Source organism: Companilactobacillus sp. HBUAS56275 (genome assembly GCF_036913655.1).
Classification (GTDB): domain Bacteria; phylum Bacillota; class Bacilli; order Lactobacillales; family Lactobacillaceae; genus Companilactobacillus; species Companilactobacillus pullicola.
This window is the reverse complement of sequence record NZ_JAYKKK010000001.1, coordinates 331768-350052: the sequence shown is the minus strand read 5'-3', so window position 1 is coordinate 350052 and position 18285 is coordinate 331768. Positions and strand designations below refer to the sequence as shown.

Genomic DNA, 18285 nt, shown 5'->3' with positions numbered 1-18285 from the left:
TGTAGTAATGGCAATAAAATATGAAAAATTAATTCCTCGTTTCTTAGGATACGTTAAACAAAATACTCGTTCAGATGAAAATTCGACAACAATTCCTTCAACTGAAAGACAAACTGTCTTTTTAAAGAAGTTAGCCGCTGAATTAGAAGAAATTGGTCTGAAAGATGTTAAAATTCGTGAGGTTGATTCATATTTGACCGCCGAACTACCATCTAACCTTGACTATGAGGTCCCCGTTTTGGGATTGATTTCTCACGTTGATACTGCTGATTTTAATTCAGAAAACATTAAACCAAAAATCGTTGAAAACTATGATGGCAAGAGTGTTATTAAGCTTGATGATGCCGGTGAATACACACTAGATCCAAAAGTATTCCCTTCATTGACGAAATACGCTGGTCAAACATTGATCACTACTAGTGGTGATACGCTTCTAGGATCAGATGATAAGTCTGGTGTTGCGGAAATCATTACAACAATGGAATACTTAATTGCTCATCCAGAAATCAAACACGGTAAGATCAAGATTGGTTTGGGACCTGATGAGGAAATCGGAACCGGTGCTAAGAACTTTGATGTGCCAGACTTCGGTGCTGATTTTGCTTATACAGTTGATGGTGGACCTGTGGGTCAACTTGAATATGAAACATTCAGTGCTGCTGGATTGAAAGTACATATTACAGGTAAAGATGTTCATCCTTCAGAAGCTAAGGGAATCATGATCAACTCATTGACTATTGCCCGTGAATTTGAAGATGCTTTGCCCGCTGACGAAGTGCCAGAACAAACTGATGGACGTCAAGGTTTCTTCCACTTACTAGAAGAAAACGGAACAGTTGATCATACTGATATGTCTTATATCATTCGTGATTTTGAACGTGATGGTTTGGAAGCACGTAAGAATAAGGTCACTGAAATCGTTAAACAATTAAACGATAAGTATGGTGAAGGTACTGTGAAGATTGACATGGCCGACCAATACTACAACATGATCGATGTTATCAAGGATCATATGGATGTCGTTAAGGTCGCTGAAAAGGCTATGGAAAACCTTGGTATTAAACCTGATGAAGCACCAGTTCGTGGTGGGACTGACGGTTCAACTATTTCATTTAAGGGTCTACCAACACCTAACTTGTTTGCTGGTGGCGAGAATATGCATGGACGCTTTGAATATGTGGCTGAAGAGTCAATGGAAAAAGCCGTTGATGTAGTTCTTGAAATTATTAAGATAAATAGTGAAAATAAGAAATAATTCAATTTAGCTCTAGTTGAGGGAAATCCTTGACTAGAGCTTTTTTTGTATACTTAGAATATTCCGCTTAAATATAGTAGCTTCATAGTAGTTTCGTTATGTAACCTTGTATTAAAATCGATTGACGAATTAAAATAATAATGCTATCTTAGCGGTAATATAATAACGGAGGAACCGCGTATGCTGTTCATTTAATAGGATTTTCATTAGAACATAGAAAAAATAGGTCTAGAACCTATCTTATTTTGTGTACCCTAATGCCTTGCGAATGGACAAAAGATACCTTTTCTCTTTTTGTGGTGCAGTGGGTAAACTGCACCCTTTTTTTCGCAAGTTTTAGAGTACCGTCACTTGTGAAGGGAATAAAATTGAATAATAATATAGAAAAATATGGTTTTACAAATGAAATCAAATCATCAGAAAACACGGAAGGATTAAGTTGGGCTCGAGTAACTAGTCAACATCGAGATCTGTATCAAATCGTAACCAACCAAGGATTTTTACAGGCTAAGATTTCTGGTAAGTTACATCATCAAATCGATAATACAATCGATTATCCGGCTGTCGGAGATTGGGTGTTAACCTCTTTAGAAGCTAACAGTACCGGGATCATCCAAAAAGTTACTCCACGTAAAAGTGTTTTAACGCGTGAGGCTTCAGGAAATGATAGTAATGGTCAAATTATTGCTAGTAATATCGATACCATTTTTATTTGTATGTCGTTGAATGCCAACTTTAATCCACGAAGAGTGGAACGTTATCTGACTATGGCTTGGGATAGTGGGGCTATTCCAGTTGTAGTATTAACCAAGTCGGATTTATGTGATGATTTGGCTACTAAATTACAAGAACTTGAAGATGTTTGTATGGGTGTAGATATAGTCATCTGTTCAGTTGAAACAAGGACTGGACTAGAAGAATTGTTAACCTATATAAAGCCGCAAAAAACGGTGGCTTTCGTTGGTTCATCTGGTGTTGGTAAGTCATCTTTGATCAATTGGTTGTCGGGAAATTCTGAATTGGAGACCAAACAAGTTAGGGAAGGTGACGATAAGGGCCGTCATACCACAACATCACGTCAGCTGTTATTATTACCGAATGGTGGAATTGTAATTGATACCCCAGGTATGAGAGAACTACAATTATTCGTCGGTAATCTCTCTAAAACTTTTGAAGATATAACGGAATTAGCAAAACAATGTCGTTTCCGTGATTGTACACACCAAACTGAACCTGGATGTGCTGTAAAACAAGCTGTCAACGATGGTCAATTGGATGCGGAACGATTGAAGAGCTACTTAAAATTACAACGAGAAATGTCGTATAGCGGCATGAATTCGCGTGAATTGGAAAACGAAAAAATAAATCAAATGTTTGGCGGTAAAAAAGCCATGAAAAAATTGCGTCAACACATGCAACAAATCAAACGACGTTAAAATTTCGAAAAATGGGACATCAAATTAATGATGTTCTATTTTTTTGCAAAAATAACGATAACAATGTAGTAAAATAATATGTTTTACGAAAACATAAAACAAAAAAAAAACATCCAAAAAATTAAACAATAGTCAATTTATATAACAAAAATGGTAAAAATATGTGAAAAAAAGCATGTCCAAATTAATTAGAACTCTATTTTTTACGCAAAAATACAATTAAAAAATTCAAAAATATAATAGCAAAAAAGTACAGCAACTCTACATGCCGTTTGTATTTGAAGGGACATGTAAAAAATGACATTCTTATTAATATCGAATTATTCATGTCATATTATGTCGGGGGTTTTAATGGGAAAAAAGGAAAATTGCTAATGCTTTATTTATAAAACTTATTTTTAGGGGAGAATATGTTGATAAAAAAACAATTGCTTTATGCGACTTTATTTGCTTCTAGTTGCCTTTTGTCAACCACAGTCGTCAAAGCTGATGAAGACACTAGTAATCAACAACAAACAGTAACGACACAAGCACAAGCACAAGCAAGTACTCAAACAGAAACAACAGATACCGTTTCTGACAATAATAAAAATTCAAATTGGGTTTTTATTCCTGAGGCTTCAAAAGAAACTACTAATCAAAACGATTCATCTGAACAAGCCAACGATTCCACAGCGACACCGAATAATACTCAATCGTCTGCTGCACAAACTAATCAGTCTACACAGGCCGTTCAGGAAGCACAACCAACTTATCATGATGAAGCAATCAATGGTGTGTTTACTATCGGTGGCAGTATTACCAATCTTCACGATAATAACGACAAGCCAATTACAAATCGTTATTTAGGACCAAATACTGCATGGCGTGCTGATTATCGTCGTACCTATAAAGACAAAGTTTATTACCGAGTTGCCACAACTGAATATGTTGATTCAACGATGGGAACCTATCGAGATTATGCTCAACCATATAACGGAACTGTAACTGTTGTTTATAAGAGTGGTGCCAGTGTTCACGATTTCCAAGGTTTCGGTGATAAAGCCGTTTACTTAGGAAATAATTTACCAACTGGTAGCAGTTGGAAGGTCAACAGTCGTGCTCATTTTGGTGGCAAAGATTGGTATCAAGTCGGCGGTAATACTTGGGTACCTCAAGATTACGTTGTTCTCAGTCAAGGTCAATATCAAGATGCTAAATGGATCTCTGGAGTGCCTTTGATTGCTCAAAGACCAGAGTTACCAAACGGTTGTGAGATTACCGCTGTAACAATGATGTTGCAATACGCTGGGGCCAAAGTTAATAAGATGCAAATGGCTAGAGAAATGCCTCGTAGCAGTAATCCTAATTATGGCTATATTGGTCAACCTTGGGATGGGACTGGAATTACGATTTTTCCACCAGCTTTGATGAATTTAGTCGAAAAATATGCCGGCACAGCCAAAAATTTGACTGGTCAAGGATTCAACGCTATCAAATATCAAATTAACATCGGTCATCCAGTTGTGACATGGAATACACTTTATGGTTTTCCATACCACGCTTTAGTTGTAACGGGCTATGACAAGAATTATGTCTACTACAACGATTGCTGGACTAATCAAACTCTCCAAATGGGGATCAATCAATTTATCAATAATTGGAACACGCAATAAAGACGTGCAATAAGTTATTAAGGGGAAAGAAAAATGAATAAAAAGTTTCAATTTGCTTTTGTTTGTGGTGTAGCTTTAGCTGCTGTTACTTTGTCACAACAAAGCGTTAAAGCTGATACAACAACTGAAGGTCAAGCAACTGAACAAGTGGCTAAATCACAAGCTGTTGCCCAAGCACCAACAACACAAACAACTACTACTGAGGATCAAAATCAAGAATCAGTAGCTAATGATGATCAAACTCAAGTAGCACAAAGTAACGATCAACAAGCTACTCAACCTTCACAAACAACTGAAGACAATACTCAAGCAGCACAACCAGAAGCACAAGATTCATCAGCTCAAGCAACTACACAAGCTAATGCTACTGCAAGTAACATCACACCTTTAAAGGGAATTGTTACAACAAAGGGCTATACACAACTATATGCTCAAGATGGTTCAGTTATCTCTAACCGAGTTTTAGGTGGGAACACAGCTTGGCTAACTGATCAAAAATTAGTTTATAATGGTCAAACTTATTATCGTGTTGCTACAAACGAATACGCTAATGCTAACAATGTCGTTTTGACATATGGACATCAAGCAAACGGTGTTGTTCGTGTTAAATCATGGGGAGCTGCTAGTTATTCACGTAATGAAGCTGGATTCTACAAGAATGGTCAAGCCAACTACGCTGCAAATTCAGTTTGGAAATATGATCGTACAGACAGTTCCAACGGCAGAACTTACTACCAAATTGGTAATGATATTTGGCTAAACAGTGACGATTCAGCTGTTGGCCCCGCTTATCAAAATCCAAATGGTTGGCTACAAATTCAAAATAGTCAAATCAAGCCTAGTGGTGGTTCTGTTGGATATGACCTATACAACGGTGTTGAAGGTGTCAAAGTTTGGTTAGTTAGAAGATACTTTGGTTACTCAAATGCCCACACAATTTATGATGGCTCAGTAGCCTCAAGTGTTAGATCACTTCAAGCTAGAAAAGGATTGCCTGTTACAGGTGTTGTTAACTTAGCAACATGGAAAGCTATGGGTTACTCAGAAGCTGACTGGTACGGCATTGATTCTTATGTAGCACCACTTCAAACAAACATTACAAGTACACGTTCACAACATATTGAAGCTATGATCAACCAAGCATACAAGTATCTTGGTAAGACTTGGATCTCTGGTGCTGCAAGTATGCCTGCTTACGGTGTTGACTGTTCAGGACTAGTTACACAAGCACTTTACGCTTCAGGTGTTGATTCAGCTCCAATTTCAAATATTCAACATGCACAACCAGGTCATGAATGGAACAGTCGTGATTACTGGGCAGATGCAAGAATTCCACATATCAACTTCAATAACCGTCAAAGAGGAGACTTGATTTTCTTCACTGACCCATCAACAGGAATTATTTGGCATGTAGGTATTCTATTAAACCGCGACACAATGATTGAATCATGGCCATATGCCGTTCAAGTACACTCAATTTACGGTAACCGTGGAAATATCGCCGGTGTTAAGAGAGTATTTTCATAATCAAAGTTATACTGAGGGGTTTGTAGAAAATGAATTTTAAAAAACAACGTTTAAATAAAGCGCTTGAAGATAAGATATATCGTGTGAAATTAGTTCACAGTAAAAAAGGTTGGCTAACAGTTGGCTTAACTTTTATTACTTTGTTAGGTTTCACAGCATTAGGCGGAAAAACTGTCGACGCTTCAACAACTAATAATGTAGCAATTGCTAAAGCAGCAAAAGGAAATTACGTCCAACTTTGGAGTGACGTTACTTCCAATGGTATTCACAAAACTAATCGTGCTTTAGGCAATGGTACAGCTTGGAAGACTGCTGCATCTGTTAAGGGTGTTGATGGCGAAACTTATCTATTAGTTGGTGGTAATGAATACGCTAATGTTAAAGATATGGCTCTTCAAAATGAGACATCATCACAAGGACTACTAGGGGTAGTTCATACAAGAACAGACAAGAAGATCACTAGACTATATGGTGATCCAACACAAGGTGCCAAATTAATTACCAACCGTGCTTTAGGTAGAGACACATATTGGAAGACCGATAAAAAAGTTGTTGTAAACGGGGAAACTTATTATCGTGTCGCTACAAATGAATGGGTCAAAGCTGAAGACGCTTATTTAACTGGTAACAGCAACAATGGTTCAACTGAGACAAACCAAAATAATAATAATAGTGGTTCAACTACTGGTAATACTAACCATAACAATGGCGGTACTACTACACCAACAACTCAAAAAGCTACTATTATCGTTCATCATGTGAAAGCGGATGGTACTAAGTTTGGCGATGACGAAACTTTCACCAGAGAAGTTGGTTCGATATTTGATGCTCAATCACGTGATACTACTGGTTGGATGCCTGAAAAGATGACCCAAACTATTACGGTTCATAAAGGTACTAATGAAGTAACCTTCGTTTATCACCAAACAAAAGAAGGCAATATTAAAGTTAACTATGTAGATGAAAAGGGTAACTCTATTGCTGATTCCGATAACCAATCAGGCTACTACGGAGCTAATGTTCCTGTTAATGCTAAAGATATTGATGGTTACACATTAATCGGTGCTAAGAGTCAAACTGTTAAAGTTAGTGAGAATGGCAATACTGTTACATTTAAATATAAGAAGAATGCCGTTACACCTAAAACTGCAACAGTTACATTGAACTACTTAGATGCTAAGGGTAATGTGATTAGATCAGCTACAACTACAACCGCAGAGGTTAATACAACACGTACGTTTAGTGCACCTACTATTGGCGGTTACAGATTGAACGGTGAAGCTAGTCAATCTATTAAAGTGAATGCGGACAATAATGTTATTAACTTTGAGTATGATAAAGAGATTGAACCAGTCCAACAATCAACAATCACAACTAGATATGTGGATGCCAATGGTACAGATATAGCTGATCCTCTAGTTAAAAAAACTGATAATGCTAAACCATATACTTCTAAGTCTAAGGATGTTGAAGGCTATACGTTAGATGGCGATGATACTCAAACAATAAAATCCGTAACCGGTGATAAAACTTTGGTATTTAAGTATACGAAGAATGCCACTAAGGCTAAAGCTCCATTGACCATTCAATTGCTTAGTGCCGATACAGGCTATGTTGTTGGAAACGGAATTGAGAGACGCGAAGAAATTGGTAAAAAAGTAACGGTTGATGCACCGGATGTTCTAGGATATGACATTGTTGGTCCAACTCAACAGACTGTTACTATCAGTGGTAAAGGTGGTATCTACGCCGATACAATAGTTACATTTAAGTACAGAAGAAACGAAACTAAGATGAAGCAAGTAATCTCTCAATTGAATGCTGAACTATATAAGATAGAAAATGAATTTAGAGCAGAGCACAATGTTCCACCTCTTGAGTTAAATAGTGATTTACAAGCGGGTGCTGAAGCTCGTGCTGCCCAAATTGTTTACGGAATAGATCAACAAGAGAACTTCATTGGACATGAACAACCTGATGGATCAGATTTCCGTAAAGAACCACACCTAGCTAAGTATGTTTACGAACACAGTGGTGTCGGTGAAAATATTGGAATGAATGGATCAGATGGCAAAGATATTTCCCAATGGGCTCGTCACATTTTCAATACAGAGATAGGTGATGAGGAACATGCTGATAACGCTCTGGATCCAAACTATGTAGCAGGAGGATTTGCAGTCGGAATTTCATCAAATGGAACTGTTTATGGTGTTCAAGATTTCGGTATGTAAATAGTTTATATAGTATCGTCGTTTTACTCCAAAAATAAAGGCTCTAACAATACGTTAGGGCTTTTATTATGTTTAGTATTTTGAAAGGGATTTAATAATGAAAAAAGTATTACAAATTATCGGAGGGATTGCTGTTTTAGCAGTTGTTCTGATTGCTGGAATAGTTATGGGGATGGAACACAACAAACCTTCCGAAAGTAGTTCGGCTAGCGCAGACAAAACTGAACAAACTGTAAGGGCAAAACCCAAGAAAAAGAAGAAAGCCACAAAGCCTGCTGTTGATACGAAGAAATCTTCAGACACTAATAATGATAGTAACAGTAATGCTTCAGAATCAGACACTTCTGATAAAACATCAGATTCAGATGCAAGGTCGCAAACTCCAAAGAAGTATTTTGATGTTCCATATACTTGTACCTTTAAAGGTGACACATACACGCTTCTATTAAAGAGCAATGGTGAGTACATTTACAATTTGACTAGAGCAAATAATGCTACGGCGGATCCTGGGATTACTTTTGAAAAGGGTACGTATGAAGTAAATAGCGAAGGTTATCTCAGATATCCTACGCAAACTTCATTTGTTTTTGCTAAATGGCCAACTGTTGGCGATATCATGTCAACGACACCAACAGATGTCAGCTTTACTGGAAAAGGTTCTCGCTATCCTCGTGCAGTTCAATCTGGTGCTCGTGTCAATAGTTTCATGATTGTGAACGATGGTGATGTGATTCAAGGTAATGAAGATGGAGTTGACTTAAAACCACAACCAGGATTAGAAGTAAAAGATCCTGAGAAGGTTGGTCCAGAACTTCATCAACAATTTATCGACTCACAAAATCATTAAAAATGAAACATAATTATTTTGGAGGGATTTAAGGAGAATGCGAAGAGGAGTTATTGCAACAGTTATTTTCTGTACATTGTTATTAGCGGGATGTAGTGTTAACAATCAGTCAAAAGTTTCTAATAATGACAATAAGGTAACTAAGGTTAGTAAAAAAGAATCATTAGATGGTCGAGGGTTCATGAGTCCTTCAACAGATTCTATAGAAAATGGCATTGCATTTAAGGGTGATAAATTTATTTGGAAATATGGTTATCCTGTATCAAATGCAGAAAATAGTGGTATTTTTGCTTTATTAACAGGCAATTATAGAGTTGAAGGCAAAAATATTCTTATGTATAACATTAAAAATACCAATTTTTATCAAGGAACATTAAAACAACTTAGTAAGAATCAATATACATTTTCTTCAAACTCTAACATTGTTCCAAAGAAGTTAAGATTTAAACTTAGTAAAAACAATAAGCTTCATCTAATGACAAAAAGTACAAATTTTGGAACTATTGACATGCTGGACTATGGCACGGTAAGTGGCACTCCAAACTATAAAAAATGGTCTAAAGACTATGCAGTGGATGATATAGATAATGAAATGCAAAAAGTAACTCCTAAAGAAAACAATCAATCTACTGTTAGCCAAGACAATCAAGATAAAGATGAAAATACAGACGAAAGTAGTTGGGATGACTCTGATTTTTCTGATAAGACACATATACATAATTTAAAAGATTTTCAAAAATTCATAGAGGGTAGTTACCTACTTAATGGAGATTCAGATACAGTATTTCATTATCGAAAAGGTGAATTCAATTGTACGGTTTATTCAAATGACGAAGATCTAAATGATGACAGTACGGAAGATGTAACTGCACACTATAAAGTTTATTGGCAAGATCCTGATGATACTAGCATAACAAACAAAATTATTGTTGCTGAAAACGGATATGTCTATATGAAAAGTGATACTGATGATTCATCTCCTTACCGTCGTAACGGAAATGCAACAAGTTGGTTATGGTACACCTTTGGCAGGGAGTAGACTTCAATAGACAATTGCTAAAGATTGTTTTAGTTATGGGATAAGTTAATTACTGTTTATGAATAAAGGTTAAAGACAAACTTTATGAGACCAATAACTCTGAAATGACAGATAACGATTAACGTAAGCATTTCGTGACTACGCTAAAAATTAAGAAATAAAAATAGGGAATTAATTAAGGGAGAGAAAAAAGATGGATTTTAAAAAGAAACGTTTAAACAAAGCTTTAGAAGACAAAACATACCGTGTAAAACTTGTACACTCAAAGAAAGGTTGGCTAACAATTGGCCTAACTTTTGTTACATTATTCAGTGCTACTATGTTGAGTCAAAAAACTGTTGATGCTAGTGCTGTTAATAATGTTGCCGTAGCAAGTTCAAGTAATAGCACTTTCGTACAACTTTGGAGTGACGTTACTTCTAGCAACATTCATAAAGCTAATCGTGGTTTAGGAAATGGTACAGCTTGGAAAACTGCTAAGGCCGTAAAAGGTGTTGATGGTGAAACTTATCTATTAGTTGGTGGCAACGAATACGCTAATGCTAACCAAATGGATCTAGCCGACGAAACATCAAAACAAGATTTAACAGGTGTCGTTCTTACTAATGTTGAATCTAAACTTTACACAAATCCATTAGCTGACGGTGGTCCTCAACTTATCACTAACCGTGGCCTAGGCGATAATACAGCTTGGAAGACCGATACTAAAGTAGTTGTTGACGGTCAAACCTATTACCGTGTCGCTACCAACGAGTGGATCAAGGCTAACAACGTTTCTCTAACAAGCGTTTCTTCAAGAAGTGAGAAAACTTATACTAAGAACGCACCAGATGCAGAATCTACTACAACTGATAACGGAAATACTAACAATAATAATAGTAGTAACGGTGGTTCAACTACTACTCCAGCTGATCCCGATAAAGAAGTTACTATTACGATCAACTATTTCAAACGTTCAACTACAACAAACGATACATATATTTTAAAAACTGAAAAACGCAAAGTTAAATTAAATTCAAATATTACAATCGATGCACCTGTATTCAATGGTTATACAGTTGTACCTGGTGAAGATCATTGGACTTATAAAGTTCAATTTGATGGCGAAGAATTTAATATTCCTTATACAAAAGATAGTGAAAACAATGGTGGCTCAACTACTACTCCAACCAATCCAACTGATTCTGATAAAGAAGTCACTATCACCATTAATTACATCAAACGTTCAACTACAACAAACGATACATATGTCTTAAAGACTGAAACACGTAAAGTTAAATTAAATTCAAGCATTACAATTGATGCACCTAAATTTGATGGTTACACAGTAGTGCCAAGTGAAGAACATGGAACATATAAAGTTCTACTTGATGGTGAAATCTTCACTGTTCCTTACACTAAGGATGATGCCGATCCAACAGGTGCTCAAAGTAAGTTTGTAAGTATTCATTTACTCGATGAACAAGGTAAGGAATTAGTGGGCAGATGGGATATGGCTCCACTAGGGAAAGAAAAGACTTTTACAGCTCCTACTCTTGATGGATACACTCCAGTTGAAGCAAGTAAGACTATTGTTGCTAAAGCTGAAGGTGACACAGATATAAACTTTACATACAAAAAGAACAGTACTCCTATTGATCCATCAGCAAAAACAGCCAATGTAACTCTTAAGTATGTTGACGAAAATGGTAAAGAGATCGCTGACAGTAAGACTGAAAAACAAGAAGTCGGCAAAGAACTTGTTGTTTTGGCTCCAAAAGTAGCCGGCTATACTCTATATTCGAATACGAGTGACAGAATTATAGTTAATGAAGCTGGTAATACAATTACTTTCATTTATAAATCAAGTGAAGACGCAAAAATCAATTTGCCAGCCGATGCCACTGCTAACATAACTGTTATGTACAAGGATGAAAATGCAATCCGTATTGCTAAAGATAAAGTGACAACTGAAAAAGTAGGTTCAACGGTTACTGCTAAGGCAATTGATATTCCAGGATACAAATTAATCTCTATACCAACAACAGATTTGCTTGTTAATCCAGATGTTGGTAACAGCACAACCTTCACTTACCAAAAAGATTCCAGTACGACACCAGAAACTAAGACTGCCAATGTGACGGTTAAATATGTTGACGATCAAGGTAAAGATGTAGCTGACGCCAAAACTTTGAAAGATCAAAAAGTTGATTCAACTATTAGTGAGGATGCTGTTAAAGTTAATGGCTATACAGCTGATCAAGCAACTAAGTCTGTTAAAGTAGCTGCTGATGGTTCATCAGTAATTACTTTCACTTATAAAAAAGATGCTGTAGCACCTAAGACTGCAACTGTCATAACTAAGTTTGTTGATGAAAGTGGTAAAGAACTTGCTGATGCTAAATCTGATAAAACGGAAATTGGTAAGGACTTCACTGCCAAAGCTGTTGATGTCGACGGGTATACTGTGAAAGGTGATGCTACTCAAACAGCCACTGTTTCAGGCGATAAGACTGTAACTTTCACTTATACTAAGAATGCAGCTGAATCAAGTGTAGATACATCTGCTGCTGCAAGTAAAATTATTTCACTATTAAACGAATATCGTGAATCGAAGGGTCTAAAAGCTCTTACTACGGATGTTAATTTATCAAATGGCGCCGTGGCTCGTTCAATCACTGAACAAGGTCATGTAAATGCCAACAATGATATTTATGCTGCCAATCACGACGAGTTTAAAAATCAATCACAACCAGATATTAATAAGTATGCTTCATATGATAAGGCAGAAAACTTGGCCGTAACAAACGGTTCAACTGCTGATGAAGTGGCACAAAATGCTATGGAACAATGGAAAAATTCACCTGCCCATAACGAGGCTATGTTGGATGGTACATATATTGCTGTCGGCGTCGGTGTTCAAAGATTGAACAACGGTATGTATGTTGCTATTCAAGACTTTGGTGGGGAACTTAACATGTTTATGTAAACTCTAGGAATAATTTCGTCTATGAAATTTTACTTCTTGATATAACACCATAAATTATTTTCAATTTAAAGAAAGGGAATGAATCCTAGTGATTCATCCCTTTTTCTTTATTCATTTTTCATAAAAATTTATTGACGAATTGATGTACAGTACATAGTTGCTTGTAATTTGGAATATTAATAGCAAATTACTGTGGAGCCTTGTTATTTCACAAAAGTTTGTTAAAGTAAAAATGTAGCAGAAATGCATACCAATCCATGCATTAATAAAGGAGAAATTATTATGCCACTTGTACATATCGACCTTATCGAAGGCCGCAGCCCTGAGCAATTGAAGGGCATGGTAAAAGACGTTACTGACGCCATTGTTAAGAATACTGGTGCTCCTGCAGAACATGTTCATGTTGTTTTGAACGAAATGGCTAAAGAACATTATGCTGTTGGTGGAGTTCTAAAAAGTGACGAAAACTAAAAGCCGAAAGGCTTTTTTTTAATGGAGGTACAATGTTAGAATCAGTTTTCCCAAATAAGGACCTTACAGAGCAACAACAAGAGGTTTTCAATCAAATACTATCGTTTACTAAAGAGGGGTTAAAAAGTCCTCAGAAGTCCGTTTTTCAACTCAATGGGGATGCTGGAACGGGCAAGAGTGTTATCTTAACGCAACTATTTTTAAAAATTGAAACTTTGGCAAAACAGAATAAGACTGATAATTATTTTTTGGTCAATCATCCCGAGTTATTAAAGGTTTATCAAGAAAATGCTGGTGAATTCGATCAGTTACGCAAGAATCGTTTTCTCAGGCCGACAACTTTTATAAATCGGATGCATAAGAGTCAAAAACAAGCCGATATTGTGGTTATCGATGAAGCTCATTTATTGTTAAGTGAGAGTGACAATTACAATAATTTCACGCAAAAGAATCAACTATCGGAAATTATAAAATTAAGTAAAGTCGTGATTTTAGTATTTGATGCTCACCAAGTTTTAAAATTAAAAAGTTACTGGTCGGATAAATTCTTAGAACAAATTATTCCTGACCAAATTAATTTTGCTAGTGCTACCTTGACGACTCAAATGCGTATGCATGCACCACAAAAAGTTATTCAGTGGATCAACGATTTAACCGACAATTTAAAACTAACTACGTTGGAACATCAAAATTCCGATTACTTATCAATGAACAGTAATTATGATTTTCGAGTTTATCATGATGCTGAAAGAATGTATCAAGCTTTGAAAAAGAAAAACGAGCAGGCAGGGGAGTCACGTATTGTAGCAACCGCTGATTATCCGTCAACTTTGGATGGCAAAAAACATTACGTTAACGAAGGTGATTTTCATTTGCCATGGGATCAATATAATTATTCCAATACTACTTGGGCTCAAAAACCAGAAACTATCAATGAAATTGGCTCAATCTACACGGTTCAAGGGTTTGATTTGAATTATGTGGCTGTAATTATTGGACCATCCATTGCTTATGATAAAAATGGTCATATTAAAGTTGATATCGACAAATATGAGGATCAAGAGGCTTTTAAGAAGCGACATGATAACGATATTATTAATTTAAGTGATGTTAAAAAAAGAATCATCTTGAATTCGATGAATGTTCTACTAAAACGTGGAGTTAAAGGATGTTTTATTTATTTCCATGATTCCAAGATATTTGATCAATTACAAAAATAGGGTATAGAAAAAGCCGACAATTATGATTGTCGGCTTTTTCGGGTAAACTACAAATATTGCTTTACTGATGTAGTTTAATATATTCTAAAATAGTTTTTTCTTCGTCTTTAGTTGCTTCGTAGTCACCAGATTTTAAATTGTGAACACGTTCAACTGAAAGATGACTTTCGAATGCAAATTGTGTATCGTTCATATCCTTATCTTTTTCATACTGAATTATCATTTCAGCAATATTTGGTTTATCCATGAAACTACCTCCAATAAGTTTGTTTAAAACTTAAATCTAAAAGATTGCCCATCTAGTAAATGGCCAATAACGCCACTTGACTTCACCAATGACACTCTTTTTATCAATGAAACCAATGATACGGCTGTCTTTTGAAACAGTTCGATGATCTCCCATAACAAAGTAAGTTCCAGCAGGAACCTTATTAGTTGATTCAACTTTTTTTAGATAAGAATTACTATAACGTGTCTTATATTCAGGTGAATTCTTAGCTAGATAACTTAAAGTAAAATCATAGGTATAACTATAAGGCTTACCAGCATATAAACTAGTATCAGGTTCCTTTAATTTAGAACCAGGCTTAAGGAAGTCTTCCTTGTATAGTTTACCATTAATATACATTTTGTTGTTCTTAGAAACCACTGTATCTCCAGGTAAACCGATCACTCGTTTGATATAAAATGAGCCAGCCTCGTCTGGAGCTTTCAAGACGATAACATCACCACGTGAGATTTTTGAATGTCTAGCGGCGATTACTTTGTCACCATTCTCAAAGGTCGGTTGCATCGATGGCCCCGTTACCTTGTCATTAGAAAGAATGTACTTAAACCCTAAAAAGAAAACGGCATAGATTGCAAGCGTCATAGCAATAGTTTGTAGCCAGAACTTCCAACCTGATTCCTCTTCCTTTTGAGGCTGACGTCTTCTATTATTTTCTGCCATGTTTCACCTCTTATATGTACTAACTAAGATATTACACTTTTTCGGAATTATTGGAAATAAATGTATTATTCCAACCAAGAATTTTACCATTATTTAATTTTTACATGCAAATTATAACTTTATGTTGAATTATGATTCTAGTAAAATGTTAACGGTATATGTTTAAATATCGGTTTCTGTTCGAATTTGATTGAATATCAACTGATGTGGTGGAAGGATGCCGTCGGTAGTGGAAAATCTGTGGGCCGCTGGAACGTGACGGACTCGGCTTGAAGCTAATAATTTTTCACTTCGCGAAAAATCATGGATCTCCAAGTCCGGTCTTCTACTAACCTTGCTTCGCAAGCTAAGTAGAATTTCGCCACTTAGGGCCCACAGATTTTCCACTACCGACTGTATTTCTGGTTCTACTGTTATTTGCTAGAACTGTAGTATCTGAGTAGCTTTACATAATCAGATAAATCTTATGAATTTTGACCTAAGAAAACAATGGTATCTATGGTTAGGCATATGAATCCATTTAAAAACAGAACACAGTATTACTTCGGGGCAACAAGAGAATTAACTTATTCATGAGCTTTACCTTAGTAAATTGTTGTTTTTTTAAATTGGATTAGACATGATTTTTTAAATAGAAAAGATATCGGACTAAATAATTTATCTCTAATAAAACAATCACAATGTTGTTTAGTCCGGAGCAAAAATTTGGAATGCGTTCAGCTATGAAATTATTGTTATCGGCTTTGCCGATTACAATAAGGCCGACTTCGGAGATCCATTATTTTGCACGAAGTGTAAAATGATTAGCTCCGAATCGCGCCCATAGCGTTCCAACAGCATTCCAAATTTTTGCGGAGGACGGCAGTAGAGCAAGGATCAAAATATCGTTTAGTTGGGAGTAATAATGAATTATATTGATAAATTAAAACAGGATGTAGCGGCGTTGCCTAATGGAATGAAATTTAATCTTAAAATAAGGCTTATTGAGCGGATTTGGGAAACTTTATCGCAAAATCAACTACCTAAATATCATTTTCCCCAGCTTCAATTGAGTGAAGATGAAATTACTGAATGTTTGCGTCAAAATATGGATCTTCAAGATGCTGACTTTGAAGCTTTATTGAAAAACCTAGAGATATTCGACCACGATTTGGGTGAACTTCGTACGCAGCTTCAAAATGAATTTGGTTATTGGGCAACGATCACTCAAGACTTTGTTCAACAGCTAATTAATGAATTTCCGGAACAAAACTTTTTGGAATTAATGGCTGGAAATGGTTACTGGTCTAAAGGTTTGCGTGATTTGGGAGTCGAAACTTACTGTACGGACGATTTGAGCTGGGCTAGTCACAATCAAACTGGTAAGGATCTGCTAACGGATGTGGAGTCACTCGATGCTTTACAGGCTTTGGATAAATATAGTTCAAAAGTGAATAATGTTATTCTAGCTTGGAGTCCTGATCGTGAAGATATCGATCTTAGGGTCTTGAATAAAATTCGTCAATTGGACGTAAACTTCTTGGTTATCGGTGAAAAGTATGGTGCGACTGACAGTAAAGAGTTCTGGGACAGTGCTAAATTGGTCGATGACCCAAGAATTGAACGAATCAATCAGAGCTATTCCCATTATGATTTAGTCCATGATCAACTTTATCTAGTCAAATAGGGTAGAATAAGATACAAGATAAAATAATAGGTGAGATATTTATGAAAAAGGTAATATCAAGTATTGTTATTTTTCTGATAGTTCTGTTAACCGGAGTTGCTATCTCAAAAAGCGATTCAATTAAATACAACAATACAATGAATCGACTAGGTATGAGTGAACAAGCGATTGTTCTGCATACCAAATCTAAAAAGAATTTAGTCACAGTAGTTCAAGAATTAAGCAAAAAAAAGAAGGTATCGTCCTATCAGCTGATCTTCTTTGAAAAAAGTAACAGCGACTTAGGATATATCTACGGTCACAACAAGATCAATAAACTACCGATAACTTCAGGACGGTATTTCTCACAGGATGACTTCATTTCCCAGATACCATTTGCGGTTCAGGGGAAATCATCCCAATTAGAAGCATACAAACCTCAAGGTCAGTCGTACATTCAGATGGGTGATCGCTATATTTCAGTAATCGGTAATATCGGTTTTGACGGGGCAGATATCTTAAATGGTCAAACGTTGATCTCCTTGTCACCGAATCAACCAAAGTCGAAGTTGCATCTAAATCAAGTAACAACGGTGCTTGATGGTAATGCACTTTCGAACAAGGAAAGCTTGTCTAAGATTAAGAGTGTTTTGCACGCCAGCACATCCCACAAGTACGTGCCACAGACAGATGACTTTACAAACGCTGAAACGACCAACAATGGTGAGATGTATCTAGTCGGCATCGTCTTATTATTCGTCTTGATCGTCATCGTTGATTTTTATATCTTAGTTCCTTTAAAATACGATCTGTCCAGATCACACTTAACTGGTGATTTAAAGAATAACTACCAAAATGGATTAATGATCCGTTATCTAATCTATACGTTAGTGCCTTTCGTTGCCGGTTTTGCGGCGGTTAACTGGAAGATTGCTATCATCAGTAATAATACCTTCAACATGTTCATATTAGTTTCCGTTTTGATCACGATTCTAGTAGGAATGTCACAAATAATTTTTACCAAAAAACGGAGTGAGTAATT

14 protein-coding genes are annotated in these 18285 nt (G+C 36.1%); 12 read left to right on the top strand and 2 right to left on the bottom strand.

The genetic code is table 11. The features are described from left to right. Positions 1–7 precede the first annotated feature (7 nt). The 10 genes from pepT (at position 8) to U8526_RS01530 (ending at position 14649) form a co-directional block, all read left to right on the top strand. Entirely contained in the window at positions 8–1255 is a 1248-nt protein-coding gene (gene pepT / locus U8526_RS01575) for a peptidase T (protein WP_334340213.1), read from the top strand. A 368-nt stretch (positions 1256–1623) separates the two neighbouring features. Next, positions 1624–2691, top strand: coding sequence for a ribosome small subunit-dependent GTPase A (gene rsgA, locus U8526_RS01570; RefSeq protein ID WP_334340212.1), 1068 nt, complete (start codon positions 1624–1626; stop codon positions 2689–2691). Positions 2692–3101: 410 nt separating this feature from the next. Then, positions 3102–4346 carry a C39 family peptidase gene (locus U8526_RS01565; RefSeq protein ID WP_334340211.1) on the top strand — a complete coding sequence of 415 codons (1245 nt, stop codon included), beginning with the start codon at positions 3102–3104 and terminating at the stop codon, positions 4344–4346. Positions 4347–4379: 33 nt separating this feature from the next. Continuing rightward, complete coding sequence (locus U8526_RS01560) at positions 4380–5873, top strand: C40 family peptidase (RefSeq protein WP_334340210.1); 1494 nt, start codon at positions 4380–4382, stop codon at positions 5871–5873. 29 nt (positions 5874–5902) lie between these two features. Beyond that, on the top strand, positions 5903–8104 hold the full coding sequence (locus U8526_RS01555; protein ID WP_334340209.1) for a MucBP domain-containing protein: 2202 nt from the start codon (positions 5903–5905) through the stop codon (positions 8102–8104). A 97-nt stretch (positions 8105–8201) separates the two neighbouring features. After that, positions 8202–8951 (top strand): hypothetical protein, encoded by a 750-nt coding sequence (locus tag U8526_RS01550; RefSeq protein WP_334340208.1) that lies wholly within the window; start codon positions 8202–8204, stop codon positions 8949–8951. Positions 8952–8988: 37 nt separating this feature from the next. Further along, complete coding sequence (locus tag U8526_RS01545; RefSeq protein WP_334340207.1) at positions 8989–9990, top strand: hypothetical protein; 1002 nt, start codon at positions 8989–8991, stop codon at positions 9988–9990. Positions 9991–10183: 193 nt separating this feature from the next. After that, the gene (locus U8526_RS01540) at positions 10184–12958 is read left to right on the top strand and encodes a MucBP domain-containing protein (protein WP_334340206.1); all 2775 of its coding nucleotides are present in this window, start codon (positions 10184–10186) and stop codon (positions 12956–12958) included. Positions 12959–13240: 282 nt separating this feature from the next. Continuing rightward, positions 13241–13429 (top strand): 2-hydroxymuconate tautomerase, encoded by a 189-nt coding sequence (locus U8526_RS01535; RefSeq protein ID WP_334340205.1) that lies wholly within the window; start codon positions 13241–13243, stop codon positions 13427–13429. A 32-nt stretch (positions 13430–13461) separates the two neighbouring features. After that, complete coding sequence (locus U8526_RS01530) at positions 13462–14649, top strand: DUF2075 domain-containing protein (RefSeq protein ID WP_334340204.1); 1188 nt, start codon at positions 13462–13464, stop codon at positions 14647–14649. 61 nt (positions 14650–14710) lie between these two features. On the opposite strand, the gene U8526_RS01525 is transcribed toward U8526_RS01530, so the two are convergent. Beyond that, the gene (locus U8526_RS01525) at positions 14711–14896 is read right to left on the bottom strand and encodes an LBP_cg2779 family protein (RefSeq protein ID WP_054642159.1); all 186 of its coding nucleotides are present in this window, start codon (positions 14894–14896) and stop codon (positions 14711–14713) included. Positions 14897–14932: 36 nt separating this feature from the next. Continuing rightward, positions 14933–15598: a signal peptidase I gene (lepB, locus tag U8526_RS01520; protein ID WP_334340203.1), complete on the bottom strand. Its 666-nt coding sequence runs from the start codon at positions 15596–15598 to the stop codon at positions 14933–14935. 904 nt (positions 15599–16502) lie between these two features. On the opposite strand from lepB, the gene U8526_RS01515 reads away from it, so the two are divergent. Further along, on the top strand, positions 16503–17264 hold the full coding sequence (locus U8526_RS01515; RefSeq protein WP_334340202.1) for a hypothetical protein: 762 nt from the start codon (positions 16503–16505) through the stop codon (positions 17262–17264). 41 nt (positions 17265–17305) lie between these two features. Beyond that, positions 17306–18283, top strand: a complete 978-nt coding sequence (locus tag U8526_RS01510) for a hypothetical protein (RefSeq protein WP_334340201.1) — start codon at positions 17306–17308, stop codon at positions 18281–18283. Positions 18284–18285 lie beyond the last annotated feature (2 nt).